The sequence below is a fragment of the Brenneria sp. L3-3C-1 genome (assembly GCF_016456245.1).
In the GTDB taxonomy this organism is placed as follows: domain Bacteria; phylum Pseudomonadota; class Gammaproteobacteria; order Enterobacterales; family Enterobacteriaceae; genus Brenneria.
Window position 1 is genome coordinate 104,040 of the sequence record NZ_JAEMHF010000001.1, and the last position, 18,233, is coordinate 122,272.

15 protein-coding genes are annotated in these 18,233 nt (G+C 54.9%); 12 read left to right on the forward strand and 3 right to left on the reverse strand.

What is annotated here, in order from left to right:
* Window positions 1-63 precede the first annotated feature (63 nt).
* The 4 genes from urtB to urtE are packed head-to-tail and all read left to right on the forward strand — an operon-like array spanning window position 64 to window position 4,213.
* Window positions 64-1,653, forward strand: coding sequence for an urea ABC transporter permease subunit UrtB (gene urtB / locus JG725_RS00430; RefSeq protein WP_370541578.1), 1,590 nt, complete (start codon window positions 64-66; stop codon window positions 1,651-1,653).
* A complete protein-coding gene (gene urtC / locus JG725_RS00435; RefSeq protein ID WP_199376095.1) occupies window positions 1,653-2,729 on the forward strand; it encodes an urea ABC transporter permease subunit UrtC in 1,077 nt (358 codons plus the stop codon). Before urtB ends, urtC begins: the two co-directional genes overlap by 1 nt.
* The gene (urtD, locus tag JG725_RS00440; protein ID WP_172288453.1) at window positions 2,722-3,513 is read left to right on the forward strand and encodes an urea ABC transporter ATP-binding protein UrtD; all 792 of its coding nucleotides are present in this window, start codon (window positions 2,722-2,724) and stop codon (window positions 3,511-3,513) included. The genes urtC and urtD overlap by 8 nt, the downstream gene beginning before the upstream one ends.
* A gap of 1 nt (window position 3,514) precedes the next feature.
* The gene (gene urtE / locus JG725_RS00445; RefSeq protein WP_199376097.1) at window positions 3,515-4,213 is read left to right on the forward strand and encodes an urea ABC transporter ATP-binding subunit UrtE; all 699 of its coding nucleotides are present in this window, start codon (window positions 3,515-3,517) and stop codon (window positions 4,211-4,213) included.
* Between the two features lie 51 nt (window positions 4,214-4,264).
* On the opposite strand, the gene JG725_RS00450 is transcribed toward urtE, so the two are convergent.
* Window positions 4,265-5,326: a LacI family DNA-binding transcriptional regulator gene (locus tag JG725_RS00450; protein ID WP_172288836.1), complete on the reverse strand. Its 1,062-nt coding sequence runs from the start codon at window positions 5,324-5,326 to the stop codon at window positions 4,265-4,267.
* Window positions 5,327-5,609: 283 nt separating this feature from the next.
* On the opposite strand from JG725_RS00450, the gene JG725_RS00455 reads away from it, so the two are divergent.
* From JG725_RS00455 to edd, 5 genes are all read left to right on the forward strand, one after another.
* Window positions 5,610-6,362, forward strand: a complete 753-nt coding sequence (locus JG725_RS00455; protein WP_172288449.1) for a sugar phosphate isomerase/epimerase — start codon at window positions 5,610-5,612, stop codon at window positions 6,360-6,362.
* 2 nt (window positions 6,363-6,364) lie between these two features.
* The gene (locus JG725_RS00460) at window positions 6,365-7,309 is read left to right on the forward strand and encodes a sugar kinase (RefSeq protein WP_233356279.1); all 945 of its coding nucleotides are present in this window, start codon (window positions 6,365-6,367) and stop codon (window positions 7,307-7,309) included.
* Window positions 7,310-7,380: 71 nt separating this feature from the next.
* Window positions 7,381-8,676, forward strand: a complete 1,296-nt coding sequence (locus tag JG725_RS00465; protein WP_172288447.1) for an MFS transporter — start codon at window positions 7,381-7,383, stop codon at window positions 8,674-8,676.
* A 3-nt stretch (window positions 8,677-8,679) separates the two neighbouring features.
* Window positions 8,680-9,684: an NAD(P)-dependent oxidoreductase gene (locus JG725_RS00470; RefSeq protein WP_199376099.1), complete on the forward strand. Its 1,005-nt coding sequence runs from the start codon at window positions 8,680-8,682 to the stop codon at window positions 9,682-9,684.
* 110 nt (window positions 9,685-9,794) lie between these two features.
* Window positions 9,795-11,627: a phosphogluconate dehydratase gene (gene edd / locus JG725_RS00475; protein WP_199376101.1), complete on the forward strand. Its 1,833-nt coding sequence runs from the start codon at window positions 9,795-9,797 to the stop codon at window positions 11,625-11,627.
* A 37-nt stretch (window positions 11,628-11,664) separates the two neighbouring features.
* Here the strand turns inward: edd and JG725_RS00480 are convergent, their stop codons facing one another.
* Window positions 11,665-12,525 (reverse strand): pirin family protein, encoded by an 861-nt coding sequence (locus JG725_RS00480; protein WP_199376103.1) that lies wholly within the window; start codon window positions 12,523-12,525, stop codon window positions 11,665-11,667.
* Window positions 12,526-12,725: 200 nt separating this feature from the next.
* Between JG725_RS00480 and JG725_RS00485 the strand changes: the two genes are divergently transcribed.
* Window positions 12,726-13,628, forward strand: coding sequence for a LysR family transcriptional regulator (locus JG725_RS00485; protein ID WP_255556135.1), 903 nt, complete (start codon window positions 12,726-12,728; stop codon window positions 13,626-13,628).
* Between the two features lie 214 nt (window positions 13,629-13,842).
* Here JG725_RS00485 and JG725_RS00490 read toward each other — a convergent pair whose 3' ends face one another.
* Window positions 13,843-14,769, reverse strand: a complete 927-nt coding sequence (locus JG725_RS00490) for a LysR family transcriptional regulator (RefSeq protein ID WP_172288437.1) — start codon at window positions 14,767-14,769, stop codon at window positions 13,843-13,845.
* A 378-nt stretch (window positions 14,770-15,147) separates the two neighbouring features.
* On the opposite strand from JG725_RS00490, the gene JG725_RS00495 reads away from it, so the two are divergent.
* Both JG725_RS00495 and JG725_RS00500 read left to right on the forward strand, forming a co-directional pair.
* Window positions 15,148-16,755 carry an FAD-dependent oxidoreductase gene (locus tag JG725_RS00495; RefSeq protein ID WP_233356281.1) on the forward strand — a complete coding sequence of 536 codons (1,608 nt, stop codon included), beginning with the start codon at window positions 15,148-15,150 and terminating at the stop codon, window positions 16,753-16,755.
* A 93-nt stretch (window positions 16,756-16,848) separates the two neighbouring features.
* Window positions 16,849-18,201 carry a carbohydrate porin gene (locus JG725_RS00500; RefSeq protein ID WP_199376107.1) on the forward strand — a complete coding sequence of 451 codons (1,353 nt, stop codon included), beginning with the start codon at window positions 16,849-16,851 and terminating at the stop codon, window positions 18,199-18,201.
* Window positions 18,202-18,233: the final 32 nt, after the last annotated feature.

Genomic DNA, 18,233 nt, shown 5'->3' on the forward strand with positions numbered 1-18,233 from the left:
GCGCCCGCGGTTCCAGTTCCCCTTTCTTCCCTATCGGGAAAAGGGGGAAACCTTCTTTCTTACATGACAGGCATTGCGATGATAATGGGTCAATTCGTTAAGCTGTTTCTGTCGCTCTGCTTGGCGGCTCCGCTGGCGGCGCTGGCCGGGCCCGCGGCCGATTTTGTCGCGGCGAGCCGCACCCAGCAGGCCGATATGCTCCAGCGATGGGCGGTCGCGCCGGATATCGAACGTTTGCCGTTGCTACAGGCGCTGCGTAGTGAGTCGGTAATGGTCGATCAGAACAAACAGCCGTTCAGCGAACGTCAGGGCAAGCTGACGCCGATGGAGGGCAATGCGCAACCCGTCGGCACGCCTAAAAAACTGTTTATGAATAACCGCCTGCGCGTCTTGATCGGCGCGACGCTGGCGTCACATCAATTGATCGGCGACGACCCCGCCATCCGGCTGCACGCGGCGCGGATGCTGCAAAGCGTGGGCGTCGCCGAACAATTGCCGTTTTTGATGCAGCGTCTGGCGGCAGAGCAGGACGGTGACGTTCATGCCGCGCTGACGATAGCGGTGGCCGGTTTACAACTCGGCGACAGTCGGCCGGCGATCCGTTTGAGCGCGGTGCAACGACTGGGCGAGACCGGCGATCCGCAAATGCAGGCCCGTCTCCAGCCGTTGACCCTGGAACAAAATGAACCCGATGCCGAGGTGCGGGCCGCCGCCGCCGATAGCCTGAAGCAAATCAAACAGAGTCTGGTTTTAGGCGAGTGGCTGGGGCAGGCGTTCACCGGCTTGTCGCTGGGATCTATCCTGCTGTTGGCGGCGCTCGGGCTGGCGATCACCTATGGTTTGCTGGGCGTTATCAATATGGCCCACGGTGAAATGCTGATGTTGGGAGCCTATTCAACCTGGATGGTTCAGTCGCTGCTGCAACGGTTCGCCCCGGAATGGCTGGCCTACTATCCGCTATTGGCGCTGCCGGTCGCGTTCTTTATTACCGCCGCGATCGGCATGTTGCTGGAGCGCGCGGTTATTCGCCATCTGTATGGGCGTCCGCTCGAAACGCTGCTGGCGACCTGGGGAATTAGCCTGATGCTGATCCAACTGGTGCGCGTATTGTTTGGCACGCAGAATCTGGAAGTGTCCAATCCGGGCTGGCTGTCGGGCGGCATGACCGTGCTGCCAAATCTGGTTCTGCCGTATAACCGTATCGCGGTGATCCTGTTTGTAATCGGCGTATTGCTGCTCACCTGGCTGCTATTGAATAAAACCCGGCTCGGGTTGCATGTGCGGGCGGTAACTCAAAACCGCGCGATGGCCGACTGTTGCGGCGTACCGACCGGACGGGTCGATATGCTGGCTTTCGGACTGGGATCCGGCATCGCCGGCCTGGGTGGCGTGGCGCTGTCACAGCTCGGCAACGTCGGGCCGGAGTTGGGGCAGGGGTATATCATTGATTCTTTTCTGGTGGTGGTTCTGGGCGGCGTCGGTCAACTGGCGGGTACGGTGGCGGCGGCGTTTGGACTGGGCATTCTGAACAAAGTGCTGGAGCCGCAAATCGGCGCGGTGCTGGGCAAGATCCTGATTCTGGTGTTGATTGTCTTGTTTATTCAGAAACGGCCACAGGGACTGTTTGCATTGAAAGGGCGGGTAATTGACTGATGACACAACCAATAACGTTAACCGTCGTGCAAAAAGCACCGCGACTGGCGCTCGGCATCGGCCTGATGCTGCTGCTGGCGCTGCTGATTCTGCCGTGGCTTGCGCTGCTGCCGGCCGATAATCCGTTGGCCATTTCCACCTATACGCTGACGCTGGTTGGCAAAATCCTCTGCTATGCCATTGTCGCCCTTGCTTTGGATTTGGTGTGGGGATATGCCGGATTATTGTCGCTCGGTCATGGCCTGTTCTTCGCCCTGGGGGGCTATGCCATGGGCATGTATTTGATGCGCCAGGCCGCGGGGGAAGGGCTGCCCGCCTTTATGTCGTTCCTGTCGTGGAGTGAACTGCCGTGGTTTTGGGGCGGTACGCAATATTTTATCTGGGCGCTGTGTCTGGTGGTGCTGGTGCCGGGGGTACTGGCGTTGGTATTCGGCTGGTTCGCTTTTCGATCCAAAATCAAAGGCGTCTATTTCTCGATTATGACGCAGGCGCTGACCTACGCCGGGATGTTGCTTTTCTTCCGTAATGAAACCGGGTTTGGCGGCAACAACGGTTTTACCGGATTTACCACGCTGCTCGGTTTTCAGGTGACGGCGACGGGCACCCGCATCGGGTTATTCATCGCCACCGTGCTATTGCTGACCGCCAGCCTGGCGATTGGCTTTGCGCTGGCCCGCAGCAAGTTTGGCCGGGTGCTGACGGCGGTGCGGGATGCGGAAAACCGTCTGATGTTTTGCGGCTACGATCCGCAAGGGTTCAAGCTGTTTGTCTGGACGCTGTCGGCGGTGTTGTGCGGCCTGGCGGGAGCGCTGTATGTGCCGCAGGTGGGTATCATCAATCCGGGCGAAATGTCGCCGACCAATTCGATTGAGGCGGCTATCTGGGTGGCGCTCGGGGGGCGCGGCACGCTGGTGGGGCCATTGCTCGGCGCCGGCATCGTCAATGGCGCTAAAAGCTGGTTCACCGTGGCGTTTCCCGAATACTGGCTGTTCTTCCTTGGTCTTATGTTTATTCTCGTCACGCTGTTCCTGCCGCGCGGCGTTATCGGATTGATTCAGCGGAGGAAACATGACTGAGCCGCTTTTTACGCAGGCGCATCCGGCGGATCGTTATCGCCATCAGACCGATCCGGTACTGCAACTCAGCCGGATTAACGTCAGTTTCGACGGTTTTCGCGCGCTGACGGATTTGTCGTTGCAGATCGGCGTCGGCGAACTCCGCTGCGTCATTGGCCCTAACGGGGCGGGTAAAACGACGCTGATGGACGTGATTACCGGTAAAACGCGGCCCGACAGCGGCAAGGTATTTTACGATCAGAACACCGATCTCACCCGCCTTTCGCCGGTGGAGATAGCCCGCGCCGGCGTGGGGCGAAAATTCCAGAAACCGACGGTATTCGAAGCGCTGACGGTATTTGAGAATCTCGAAATCGCGTTAAAAACGGATAAGTCGGTGTGGGCCTGTCTGCGCGCCAGACTCAGCGGCGAGCAGCGCGATCGTATCGCTGAGGTGTTGGATCTGCTGCGTCTTGGCGGCGAGCGTCGTCGCTCGGCCGGGCTGTTGTCGCACGGGCAAAAACAGTTTCTGGAGATTGGCATGTTGCTGGTGCAGGAGCCGCATCTGTTACTGCTGGACGAACCGGCGGCGGGGATGACCGACGCCGAAACCGAATACACGGCGGAGCTGTTTCGCAATCTGGCGGGCAAACATTCGCTGATGGTGGTGGAACACGATATGGGCTTTGTTGAAACCATTGCCGATCATGTCACGGTGCTGCATCAGGGGCAGGTGCTGGCGGAGGGGTCGCTGCGTGAAGTGCAGGCCAACGAGCAGGTGATTGACGTTTACTTGGGGCGCTGAGATGTTACAGATATCGGAACTTAATCAATATTATGGCGGCAGCCATATCCTGCGCGGTTTGTCGTTCGAGGCGCAACTGGGGGAAATTACCTGTCTGCTGGGGCGTAACGGAGTGGGTAAAACCACCTTGTTAAAGTGTCTGATGGGGTTGATCCCGGCTAAATCGGGCACCATCCTCTGGCAAGGTAAGACCATTAATCACCGTAAGCCGCATCAGCGGGTGCGGGCGGGCATCGCCTATGTGCCGCAAGGGCGGGAAATATTCCCGCGTTTAACCGTGGAAGAGAATCTGTTGCTGGGGCTGTCGCGTTTTCCCGGCTCTCAGGCCAGACAAGTACCGGATGACATCTACCAGCTTTTTCCGGTGCTGAAAGACATGAAGCAACGTCGCGGCGGCGATCTGTCCGGCGGGCAACAACAGCAGTTGGCTATCGGCCGTGCGCTGGCCTGCAAACCGCAGCTTTTGATTCTGGATGAACCAACGGAAGGGATCCAGCCGTCCGTTATCAAAGAAATCGGAACCGTTATCCGTCAGTTGGCGCGGCGCGGCGATATGGCGATTTTGCTGGTTGAACAGTTTTATGATTTTGCCGCCGAACTGGCCGACAGCTATCTGGTCATGTCGCGCGGCGAGATTGTGCAGCGTGGGCGCGGTAAGGATATGGAAACAGACGGGGTGCGCGGGCTGGTGGCGATTTAGATCCGCATTTTCCGCGCAGCCGGTTTTTGCGGTCACAAAAGACGGTTGCCGTTAGCGAATGGTTGATTCCCGAACAATCAGTGTGCCAGGGAAGGTTTTTTCGGCGTTGGGCCGAGCGTCGCCGTTAATGCGTGAAATCAATTGCTCGAGCGCGGCGCGCCCTATCTGATAGGTTGGCTGCTTGAGCGTGGTGATGCCGGCCACTTCCGCCCACTCCATTTCATCGAAACCCAATAACCCCATATCGCTTCCCCAGTTCAGGCGCAGCCGACGCATGGCGCGCGCGATTTGCAGGGTCATGGCGCCGTTCGCCGAGATCGCTGCCTTGCGCATCCCGCGATGTCGCTGACAAAAGTCATACAGGATCTTATCCAACTGTTCGGTATCGCTTAGCCGGATGTCATAGTGGCAGGCAATCAGCGGCGGATTGCGTTGTATGGTTTGCTGAAAGGCCTGTAGCCGCTCCTGCCGGGTATTCACCAGGCCCAACGGTTCACTGAGAAACAGAAAAGCCTCAAAACCTTGTTCAATCAGGTGATTGGTTGCGGCGATGGTGGCGCCCTGATTATCCAGCCCGATCATGTCGCAGGATAATCCGGCGATTTTGCGGTCGATGAGCACCATCGGCAGTAAGGAATGCTGTAGCTTGGCAAAGGCATCTTCGCGCATGCCTACCGCGTTGACCACGATGCCTTCAACACAATAACTGCTGAATAACTCCAGATAATGTTGTTCTTGATCCACTTCATTATTGGTATTACACATCAGCAGGGTAAAGCCATGCTGCTGGCAAGCGTCTTCCACGCCGCGCAAGACGTCTACCGAGTAGGGATTGGTGATATCCGCAATGATGATGCCAATCAGCTTGGTGCGGCCTTTTTTGAGGCTGCGGGCCATCTGGCTGGGATTGTAGTTAAGCTGCCGAATCGCGGTTTCAATCCGCAGCTTGAGGGCATCGGATAACAGGTGCTGCTCCCCGTTGAGGTAGCGGGACACGCTGGTTTTACCCGTTTTGGCCGCTTTTGCCACGTCGCTGATTGTTGTGCGGTTTCCCTGGCTTTTCACCACGCTATTCCTCTGAATATGACAGGTCTGAAGCCTACAGCCTACCATAATCGCGGTGAATTTTATGTTGTAAATCCGCGGGCGTTCTTCTGTGCCGATGGCGGGATATGCGCCGAGGCCGCGGCGCTCAGCCACCTTAGCGCCGGATAGCGGTTATTCGCGTACCGGCTGAAATTCGCTATGTTTATCTGATTGAATATTAAAGTGAAAATTATTTTCGCTGTGATTGTGTTCACATTTTAATCGCGTCGCGATTTTTTATGGAACCGATACCATCTACTATGACCACAACAAAATAGCAGGTAATAGATTGACTGCCACTGGAGCTGAGATGGAAAGAGAAATCGTCGTGGTCACGGCCGCTTATGGGAACGACACCGTCAGACAACTGGGCGGGCAGGAGGCACTGTTGCCGGTCATCGCGGGAGCGGGCGCCGACGGGGTGGAAATCCGGCGCGAGTTATTAACGCAACACGCGTTACAGGACTTGCCTGAACTGGCCGTGCGCATCGAGCAGCACCAGCTGTTTGCGGTGTATTCCGTACCTGAAGGGCTGTTTTCCCCGGATGGCGGCCTGAACCCTGAACTGGAAACCCGGCTCGCCGAGGCCGTCGCGCTGAAGGCTAGAGTCGTCAAATTTTCGCTGGGACATTATCGGCCCGCTTACGATCTCAGCGCGTTGAATGCGCGGCTTAGCGCGCTGCCAGTGCAGGTTGTGGTGGAAAACGACCAGACAAAAGCGTGTGGGATACTGTCGCCCCTGAATGCTTTTTTCAGTGCCGCCCGCCGGAGTCAGTCACCGATACGCATGACTTTTGATATGGCGAACTGGCGTTGGGTGGATGAAGACGCCGAACAGGCCGCGGCTCAGCTTGCCGACCATGTGCACTATATCCACGTAAAAGCGGCAAAACCGTCCCACAGCGGCTGGCGCGCGGTGGCGCTGGACGACAGCGACGGTAGCTGGAAATCCTTGATTTCCCTGCTGCCCGCGCAGGCCATGCGCGGTATTGAGTTTCCGCTGGTCGGTGAGGATTTGACGGCGGTTACCCGGCATTATGTCAACTTACTGAGGATGAACTGACGATGAGCACCATACTTCCACTGGACGTTATCACCTACGGTGAAGCGATGGCGATGTTTGTCGCCAGTGAAACCGGCGATTTGGCGCAGGCCGGACACTTTAGCAAACGTATCGCCGGCGCCGAACTGAACGTGTCCATCGGCCTGTCGCGGCTGGAACTTAAGGTTGGCTGGGTTAGCCGGGTAGGGAACGACTCTTTTGGTCGTTTTACCCTGGATACGCTGGCGCGGGAAGGGATCGATCATCAGTGCGTGACGGTCGATGAGCGTTTTCCTACCGGCTTTCAGCTAAAATCGCGGGCCGAAAATGGAACCGATCCCATCGTGGAGTATTTTCGCCGTGGCTCTGCGGCCAGCCATCTGTCGGTCAGTGATTTTGACCCTCGCTATTTCACTAACGCCCGCCATTTGCACCTGAGCGGCGTGGCCGCCGCGCTTTCCGATAGCTCGCTGGCGCTGGCCAATCACGCGGCGCGGGAAATGCGGGCGGCGGGCAAAACCCTGTCGTTCGATCCCAACCTGCGTCCGGTGCTGTGGCCCAGCCGGCAAGTGATGTGTGAAAAGCTGAACGAACTGGCGTTTCAAGCGGATTGGGTGCTTCCCGGTTTGAAAGAAGGCCAGATCCTGACCGGGAAACAGACGCCGGAAGAGATTGCCGATTTCTACCTCGCCAGAGGCGTGAAGGCGGTGATTATCAAACTGGGGCCGGATGGCGCCTGGTTTAAAACCGCCGACGGACATCAGCAGCATGTGGCCGCCGTTCGCGTGGACAATGTCGTGGACACGGTCGGCGCCGGGGACGGTTTTGCCGTCGGCGTAATCAGCGCGCTGCTGGAAGGGAAGACGCTGGCGCAGGCTGTTATGCGCGGCAACCGAATTGGCGCGCTGGCGGTACAGGCCATCGGCGACAGCGAAGGGCTGCCGACGCGGGCGCAATTGGACGAATAACCGATCTGCCCTCTCTCTGGATCCTACGTGGGGCAGGGATGCCCGATACCTGAATACTGAGGATAACAATGATGAAAAATACAGTAATTTCCCAGAAACGCTGGTGGTATCTCATGCCGGTGATCTTTATCACCTACAGCTTGGCCTATCTGGATCGCGCCAATTTCAGTTTCGCTTCCGCCGCCGGCATCAATGATGATCTGGGGATCACCAGAGGCATGGCATCCCTGCTGGGGGCGCTGTTTTTCTTAGGGTATTTCTTCTTCCAGATCCCCGGCGCCATCTACGCTGAACGGCGCAGCGTGCGCAAGCTGATCTTCTGGTGTCTGATCCTGTGGGGAATGTGCGCCACCCTGACCGGCCTGGTCAGCAATATTCCTGCGCTTGCCGCCATCCGTTTTTCGCTCGGGGTCGTCGAGGCGGCGGTCATGCCGGCGATGCTAATCTACATCAGTAACTGGTTTACCAAAGCGGAACGCTCCCGCGCCAATACGATACTGATCCTCGGGAATCCGGTCACGGTGCTGTGGATGTCCGTGGTTTCCGGTTATCTGATCCAGGCCTATGGCTGGCGTGAAATGTTTATCATTGAAGGCTTCCCGGCGGTGATTTGGGCGTTTTGCTGGTGGGTGTTGGTCAAAGATAAACCGGAGCAGGTGAGTTGGCTGAGTAACGAAGAAAAATCCGCCTTGCAGGCTCAGTTACTGAAAGAGCAACAAAATATCAAAGTGGTGCGCAACTACGGCGAAGCTTTCCGTTCCCGCAACGTCATTCTGCTGTGCGCCCAGTATTTTGCCTGGAGCATCGGCGTGTACGGCTTCGTGCTGTGGCTGCCGTCTATTTTGCGCCACGGTTCCGATATGGGCATGGTCGAGGCCGGCTGGCTGTCTTCCGTCCCTTATCTGGCGGCGACGATAGCCATGGTTCTGGTCTCCTGGGCTTCGGACAAACTGCAAAATCGTAAGCTGTTCGTCTGGCCGTTGCTGCTGATCGGCGCGCTGGCGTTTGTCGGATCGTTTTTGCTCGGCGCCGACCATTTCTGGTGGTCCTATGCGATGTTGGTGATTGCCGGCGCCGCCATGTACGCCCCATACGGCCCGTTCTTCGCCATCATTCCCGAAATGTTGCCGCGTAATGTCGCCGGCGGGGCGATGGCTCTGATCAACAGCATGGGCGCGCTGGGCTCGTTCTTTGGTTCCTGGTTTGTCGGGTATCTCAACGGCGCGACCGGGTCGCCTGCCGCTTCCTACGTGTTTATGGCGGGCGCGCTGTTTACCGCCGTCTGGCTCACCATCATCGTTAAACCGTCCGATACGCAAAAGCGGGCTACGGCTGGCGGCTATAGCGCGGTTCCACAGGAGAAGTAACAGATGAAACAACCGGTTGTATTGTATAAAAAAATTCCCCAGGATTTGCTCCAGCATCTGGAGGAGCGATTCGATGTGCGCTTTTTTGACGGCATTAACACGGCCAATCAGGCGGAGGTGATTCGCGCGCTGGCCGACGCCAAAGGGATGATCGGCGCCAGCGTGCCGGTGCGCGAGGCGTTGCTCAATCATGCTCCGCAGCTCAAGGCGATCAGCACCATCTCTGTGGGTTACGATCAGTTCGACGTTGAGGATTTGACCCGACGCGGCATCGTGCTTATGCACACGCCGACGGTGCTGACGGAAACAACGGCCGACACCGTATTCACCCTGATCCTGATGACGGCCCGGCGGGCGCAGGAAATGGCGGAACTGGTGAAAGCCGGCCGGTGGCAACGCAGTATCGGCAGCGAATATTACGGTACGGACGTACATCATAAAACCATCGGCATTTTAGGGATGGGACGCATTGGTTCGGCGGTGGCCCGCCGCGCCAGCGCGGGATTCGGCATGCAGGTGCTGTACTGGAACGATCGGCGGAATCTCCAGGTGGAACAAACGCTGGGCGCGCGTCGCTGCGATCTGGATACGCTGCTGGCTAACGCCGATTTTGTGGTGGTGACGCTGCCTTACGACGAGCAGACGCATCATCTGATCAATGCCGCGCGCCTGGGCATGATGAAACCGGGCGCCATTCTGATTAACGGCTCCCGCGGCAGGATTGTCGATCAGCCCGCGCTGATCGACGCGTTGAAAAACGGCGTCATCCGCGGCGCCGGACTGGATGTTTTTGAAGTGGAACCTCTGCCTGTCGATTCGGAACTGCTGACGTTGTCCAATGTGGTGGCGTTGCCGCACATCGGTTCGGCAACCCATGAAACGCGCCACAACATGGCCGCCTGTGCCGTGGACAACCTGATTAACGCGCTGAATGGCGATATAACAGAAAACAGCGTAAACGGGCATCTCATTAATAAGCCATACGCAGCGCGGTGTCCGGCCGGTTGATGACGCTCGGAAAATCACGTTTTGTCCGGCGTCCGCCAGGCACCCGCGCCAGCGCGACGAATGCCGTTCCGCTCTATTAAGCTTCACGGATATCACGGGTCAATACATTAATGAATCAGACAAACGCAACGCTGTCCCGCATCACGCAACGCATTATTGAACGCTCCCGGCAGATGCGATCCGCGTATTTGCGGCGGATCGACGACGCGCGTAGTCAGACCGTGCATCGGGCGCAACTGGCCTGCGGCAATCTGGCCCACGGCTTCGCCGCCTGTCAGCCGGAAGATAAAGCGTTGCTGAAAAATATGCTGCATAGCGATATTGCCATTATCACCGCGTATAACGACATGCTGTCGGCCCATCAGCCGTATGAACGCTACCCGGAGCGCATCCGGCAGGCGCTGAATCGTAAGGGCGCGGTAGGGCAGGTTGCCGGCGGCGTTCCCGCCATGTGCGATGGGGTGACGCAAGGGCAGGACGGCATGGAGCTGTCGCTGATGAGCCGGGATGTGATCGCCATGTCCGCCGCCATCGGGTTAGCGCACAATATGTTCGATGGCGCGCTGTATCTCGGTATCTGCGATAAAATCGTGCCCGGCCTGCTCATGGCGGCCTTGTCTTTCGGCCATCTGCCTTCGGTGTTCGTGCCCTCCGGGCCGATGAGCAGCGGCTTGCCGAATAAAGAAAAAGTTCGTATTCGTCAGCAGTATGCGGAAGGAAAAGCGGATCGGCAGGCGCTGCTCGAAGCGGAGTCCGCCTCTTATCACGGTATCGGAACCTGTACCTTTTACGGCACGGCGAACAGTAATCAGATGGTGATGGAAGTGATGGGGTTGCATCTGCCCGGCTCGTCATTTGTTGCGCCTGACACGCCGCTGCGCGACGCGTTAACCGACGCGGCGGCCATCCAGGTGACCCGCATGACGGAGCAGAGCGGCCGCTATATGCCTATCGGTCGTTTGATGGATGAAAAGGTGGTGGTCAACGGTATCGTCGCGCTGCTGGCAACGGGCGGTTCCACCAACCTGACCATCCATCTGGTCGCGATGGCCCGCGCCGCCGGCATCATCATCAACTGGGATGACTTCTCCGAGTTGTCGGAGGTCGTTCCCTTGCTGTGCCGTATCTATCCCAACGGCCCGGCCGATATTAACCAGTTTCATGCCGCCGGCGGCGTAGCGCTGGTGATCCGGCTGCTGTTGCAGCAGGGGTTGCTGCATCAGGATGTCAACACCGTCGTCGGTTTCGGTCTGGAACGGTATCTGCGGGAACCGTGGCTGGATGAGGGCCAACTGGCCTGGCGCGAGGGGCCGCGGGCTTCTCTGGATACGCAGATTATTGCCGATCGTACGCGGCCGTTCGAACATCATGGGGGCACCAAACTGCTGTCCGGCAATCTGGGACGGGCGGTGATGAAGACCTCTGCCGTACCGACGGAAAACCAGATCGTTGAAGCCCCGGCGGTGGTTTTCAACAGCCAACACGATATCGTGCCGGCATTTGAGGCCGGACGACTGGATCGCGACTGTGTGGTGGTGGTGCGTTATCAGGGGCCGCGAGCGAACGGGATGCCGGAGCTGCATAAATTAATGCCGCCACTGGGGGTGTTGATGGATCGTGGATTCAACGTCGCGCTGGTAACCGACGGACGTCTGTCGGGGGCTTCGGGTAAAGTGCCTTCCGCTATTCACGTCACGCCCGAAGCCTACAACGGCGGGCTGTTAGCCAGAGTACGCGATGGCGATATGATCCGGGTTAATGGCCGGACGGGGGAATTGAATCTGCTGGTGGATGAATCCGAACTGGCCGGGCGCGAAGCGCATCACCCTGATCTTGACGCGCTGCATAGTGGTAGCGGCCGGGAGTTATTCGGCGCGCTGCGCGAACAACTGTCGGGCGCCGAGCAGGGCGCCAGCAGTATGATTCCGGTCGCTCAGGCCTGATCGAGCGGCGGCGAGGGCGTGAGACGCCGATCGCCGTTCAGAGTGCGACCTTGCCAAACGCGCCTGACTGATAATCACGAATTGCCTGACTAATTTCGTCACGGGTATTCATGACAAAAGGCCCGTGTGCGACAACCGGTTCATTCAGCGGTTTGGCGTGTCCATACAGTATCACCGCATCCGTTGACGCGGTGATACTGACCTCATTGCCTTCATCATTCAGTTCAATCAAATGTTGGGGATGGGCAGGTACGCCGTCAATGGCGATATTTCCCCGCACGGTATATAAAAATACGTTGTGCCCTTGCGGCGCGGGCAGCGCTATTTTGCCGTCGGGTTTCATGCCGACGGTCATCAGAGATACATCGGTCAGTGAGGCAATCGGCCCGGTTGCCGCGGCAAAATCGCCTGAAACCAGATTGACGCCGACCCGACCGTCATCGGCCGGAATCGTGGGGATCTGCGCCTTTTGCAGGCCGATATAGGCCGGTTTGGTCATTTTTAGTCTGGCGGGGAGGTTCACCCACAGCTGAAGGATCTCCAACAATCCGCCGTTTTGTTTAAACGACGCGGGTGAAATCTCGGCATGCACCAGCCCGGAACCGGCGGTCATCCACTGTACGCCCCCGGCGCCGATGATGCTTTCATGTCCCCCGCTGTCGAGGTGAGACAATTCGCCGGCAAGAATAAAGGTGACCGTTTCAAAACCGCGATGGGGATGCGGGCCGAACGGCAGGCCGGCGTTATTCGGCGGATAGGTCTGAGGGCCATGATGGTTGAGAAATAAAAAGGGATCGATTTGCTCAACCTCTGGCCCCGGAACCGGACGGATTGTTGAAAGCTCGCCAATATCATCCCGGTATGCAGGGTGCTGAAATTTAATCGTTCTACTGGTCATAGTAAGGCCCTCTGAGGATGTTCCACTGCTCAGGATAGCAGAATGCTCCCTGAACTGTTCAAACGCTGTTGCGCTGAACATAACCGGATGAGCGTAATAAAGGCTATTTGATAGCTTTCACATTTCATCCGGCGTGATTTCGCTATAGTGGCTGTCATATAGAGGGGGATGTCTCAAGGGGGAAGCGCCCAACGATGAAAATGCAGCTTTTATACGAATTTATTCTGTTGTCGGAATTACTTAATTTCAGTAGAGCTGCACAGAAAATGAATATAACGCAGCCGGTATTGAGCCGTCATATGAAATATCTTGAAGAGCAGCTTGGCGTGGAATTGTTCAGGCGTGATACGCATAGTGTCGAGCTGACGTCGATCGGTAAATTGTTTTCGGGGGAAGCGCGCAAAATACTTTACCAATATGAAAGTTCGGTCTCCATTGTTAATGCTTTTACGGGTAAAAGCCGCCGTCGGCTGACCATTACCTTTCTGGGCGAAGCCATACAGCATGTGCTGATCACTTTCTTAACCCAGTTTCAGAAAAATAATATCGGCGTGGTGGTGGATTGCCGCGACAGCGAACTGGATGAAGCATTACTTTTGCTGGAAGAACATACCTGCGATTTGGGCCTGTTGATTCGCCCTAACTTTCTGGAAAATAAAAAATTCAGTTACTTAACATTTCAAACCGATCCGCTGTGCGTGGCGGTAAACAAAAACCATCCCCTGGCCGGACGGGGGCGGGTATCGTTAAGGGAAGTGAGCGAATGGCCGATTATTCGCGTCGATCCGCGTGAATTTTTATTAGCCGAAGAATACAGCACCCGTTTTTTCGATTGCTATAATATTGCGTTTAATCTGGACAAGGAATATCCCAATCTTAAAACCTGCTGCTTTAATCTGGAATTTAGGGAGCGGGTCGCCTTATTGATGCCGAAACATCGGGGATATTTACTCGGTAATAACAGCGTATTACTGGAAGTGATAGAGAACGACTACTGGTTCGATCTGGAGCTGGTGTGGGATAACAAAAACACCAATCCTTGTATTCCGCTATTTTTAAAAGAATTTAAGTATTTTTTAAATAATAAGGATCTACTGTCCTGAATGCCATCCGACGTTCACCTTAACCGGCGTGTCGGCCGCTCTGGTTACCCGGCCCCTCTCCGGGCTGCGTCCTTTCAGGCTGAAAATCCCCAGAAAATACCTTGCTTGTGTTTTTATAGTTAAGTTAATGATATTAAATACAAAATTATCATTTTAATTGTTCACCCCACTGGCATATTTTCATTTCTGGCGTTCCCTAAGTACGCCTGGCATATCACTGAGAAAGAGAGGCCTCTGAAATCTCCACGTGCTTTGCTTCGCAACATAACGGGTTATTAATCAACTTATCCTGAGAAAAAAGATCGTGGAGGATGGTCAGGAAATTGCGTAGCCGGGGAGTGACATATCTGCGGCTGGGGTAAAGAAACCAAAATACGATATCAGGCAGATTGCTGACGCCGATAATGGTTAACTTACCGGAGAGGATATCCCCGGAAATAAAAAAACCGGGCAACAATGCCGCGCCGACGCCGCTTATGGCCGCCTCTCGATGCATTTGCGGAGATGAGAAGCGCATAACGGTACGCAGCTTATATATTTTATCTTCGCCGCTGCGGGTGACATGCAGGCACGACGGGATATGACCATGTTCTGAATCAATAAAAGGCAATTCATCGCCGCTTATCACGGCGTGAGGCGCGCTCACCAGATAGAGCTTGGATGTGAACAGCACCTTTCCAACCATATCGTCGTTGACATCGGGATCGACGCGGATTACCGCATCATAACCTTCCTTAATCAGGTTGACCCGGTTGTCATCGGCAACGATATCTAATTCAATATTCGGATAACGTGCATGATAGACCTCCGCCAACCGGCCGGTAATGTAATGGGCGATAATGGTCGGCACGCTAATCCGCAAACGGCCGCTTGCTCCGGTATTGCGAAGATGCAGAATATCGTTTTTGACATCGGTTATTTCTTGTAACAGCGGCGCCATGCGTTCATACAACATCGCTCCCTCATCGGTAAGGCGAAAACCGGTGCTCGCTCGCTCGAACAAGCGCATCCCCAGGGTATCTTCGAGTTGCCGAATGCGGCGTGATAAGGTCGCTTTAGGGATACCCGTGTGGCGGCTGGCGGCGCCGAATCCCCCCCTGGCGGTGATATCAATAAAATCCTGAAGCGCATTCAGATTCATAGTGTTCCATTTTTTGATTAGGGTGTTTTGGATTTATCGCTTTCTGCGAAAATTGATATTTACTATAATAAAAAACAAATGATTATTTACTTCATTTTCGTGAAGATAAATATCCGTTATTGCACATGGAGAATATATTCTGGATAAATTAAAATAATGTTTATGTAAACCACAATGAATTAATAAACTAACGACTGTCATAATAATGTGATCCAAGTTGGGTTTCTGTTATCCCATTATTTGGATAGGGTAAATATTCCGTCTGTAAAAGGTAAGTATTAAATTACCGTCGAATTATCACATAATAAAAAAACGGAATAAACAATCGTTGAACACGCCGTATTTAAACCACCGGTAATTGTAATGGACGGGGGAATTATGTCTCTCTGGATAAAGCATTTCCTGCATCACTATTTAACTATGCGCCGCGTTGGCCCGCTGTCGGGCGTAATCAAGGCGGTGGCGTCATATGGCATCGCCATGACCGGTATTGCGATCTGTCATGCGCAGGGGTTGGAAAAAATGAATGCGCAACAGCCCGCGGTGGTTGAAAAGGCGGACGTGGTGATCATCGGCGCGGGCGCCGCGGGAACCGCCGCCGCCATGGCCGCGGGTGAAAAAGGCGCCAAAGTCATTGTGGTGGAAAAATCGGGTATCGTCGGCGGCGCCGGGAATTTTGCCGAAGGGATATTCGCCGCGGACAGTCGCATGCAGAAGCGGCAAGGGATCAGGGTCACGCCCGATATGGCTTTTAACGCGATCATGGATTACAGCCATTGGAAAGCCAACCCCTACGTTGCCCGCTCGTTTGTCGACAAGTCCGCCGATACCATTGATTGGGTGATGTCCAAAGGGGTTGAATTTGAATATATCGGCCCCGGAACGCCGGGCGGGTGGATGACCTGGCACGTCATAAAGGGGCCGAGCAGCGGGCGTGGCCGGGTTCTCATTACCCATTTCCATGATCGGTTAAAAGCCATGGATAACGTGAAGATCATGATGAAAACGGTGGGGAAATCGCTGATTACGGATAAGGGCGTCGTTACGGGAATGTATGCCGAAGACAGCAAGGGGAATGCCATTCGTATTGATGCCAACGCGGTGATTATCGCCACCGGCGGGTTTAGCAATAATAAAAAAATGCTGAAGGATTTTATTGGCATCGAAGAGATTTATTCAGTCGCCAGCGCCGGTAAAGACGGCGACGGCCTTAATATGGCCTGGGCGGCGGGCGCCGGCAAAGAAGGATTGGGAACGTTGCACGGACATCGCCCCGGCGTACCGGGAACGTCGTTGGAAAATCATGCGGTGATGGCCGCCGGTCAGCCCTATTTGTGGGTCGACCGTCAGGGGCGGCGTTTTACCAATGAAGAAAATATCATCATGTGGCCGCATGCGGGGAATGCGTTGGTGAAGGCCGGCGGCGTGATGTATACCCTCTACGATGAAGCGACGCGGGAACATCTGATTAATGACGGCATCAAAGTCGGGCTGGGCGATTTTATTCCCACCGGCACCCGGATGACGAAACTCGATGCGGATTTTGCCAGCCTGGCGCAACGGGAACCGGCGTATGCGTTTAAAGCCGATACATTGGCCGAGCTGGCGGCATTGATTTCCGTTGATCCCGACGTATTGCAGGATACGGTGGAAGGCTATAACCAATTCGCCGAGGCGAAAAGAGATCGGCTATTTACCAAAAATCCCGACTACCTCCTCCCGGTAAAAACCGCGCCGTTCTATGCCATCAAATCAATATCGCAAATGTTGGGAACGCTGGGGGGAATAAAGATTGATGGTGAAATGCGGGTGGCCACCGAGGATAACCAGATTATTGCGGGGTTATATGCCGCGGGGGATGACGCAGGCGGTATGTATGGCGATACCTATGATCTCAATGTGGCCGGGGGAACCTTTGGTTTTGCCTTAAATTCGGGCCGCATCGCGGGTGAAAATGCGGTCGACTATCTCCGTAAAAATAATTAATGATGAAATTATCCCCGTCATATTTCACATCGCAGGCAGGCCAACGCCTCTGCGACTTAAACCCTGACGGGGATAAATGGGTAGGGGATGGATATGCCTATACGATATCGAATACATTACCTGCTGCCGTGTCTGTGCCTTTTATTGATTACCGATGCCTGGTGTCTATCGCGTAGTGAAAATAAAACCAGCGGCATGCCGGTATTAAGCGGATCGACGGATAATAAAAACCCGGATAATGAATTTTATACCTGGCTGGATGATAACGGGATATATCCTACGGTTTTATTGAGATCAAAGTTGTTTTACAGCATCGATTATGGATTAAGTTCAGGACAGAATCAGCTTCAGGATATCTCTTTATTGGCATTAAACCTGGATGTAGACCTCGAAAAATTACTGAATATTCCTTCCGCCAGTTTTCACCTGGAAACGGAAAACAATTTTACCCGGCGAAATAACGCGATTGGCAGTTCTTTCGGTTCCTTCCCTTTGGCGCAATTACCGCCCAATGCGCCAAGACGGGATGTGCCGGTAGTCAGTTATACGCAGCGTTTATTCAACGATCGCGTTGCTGTCGATATGGGGCGCAAAAATGTCACCTGGTATTTTATGGATAGGTTCGCCGCCTGGGAAGGCGGGAGCCGGATGGATAGCATCACATGGCTGACGGCTCCGCCTCCTTATGCCACATGGATGTTTCAGGGCCGAGTGGATCTGGGGCGTCATTTCTATACCCGGGCCGGTTTCTGGGAGTACAACGTAAAAAACTGGGGTTACGATGGATGGAACTTTCGCACCAACGGTTCGTCAGGCACCACGAGCCTGTTTACGCTGGGCTACGATGAGCCATTGGACTCAACCTTATATCCGAAACATTTTGAAGTGGTCGGCTATTATGTTAACGCCAAAGAAACCGCCCCTGATACTGGAATAGAACACAAAGGTAATCGGGGTTTTATTATCAGCGCGGGCCAGGTGGTTAAACGATTTAATCAACAGAATGCCGAGACAGCCGAGGCTTTATATTTATATGGTATGTATGGCGCGAATCTAAAACCCTGGAATGCGGCCGGCGTCACTTATAACGCCACCGTCGGTATGGCATGGACCAATGCCTTTGGCCGGGAGGGGGATACCCTGGGAATAAAATATAATCATACCCGTTTAACCAAAGAGAAGTGGCAGGCGCTGGATGAAGCCAATATTAATAGCGGCGGCGGCGGGAATATTCATGGCCGGGACTCCGCGTTTATTATGCTGTATGGATCATTTGGCGTTACCCGCTATCTTTCGGTCAATCCTTTTATCGCCTACGGCTTCAGTCCTAACACCGCCTATAACCCTGATACCCCGCAACAACCCCGGGAAGGCTTTTTCACCGGCGCAGTGATGACTTTCAGCATCGGCGATCTTATGGGATTGCCGAAGTTTAAGCACCAATGAATCATGAACTATCCGATAAACCAGAATGAATA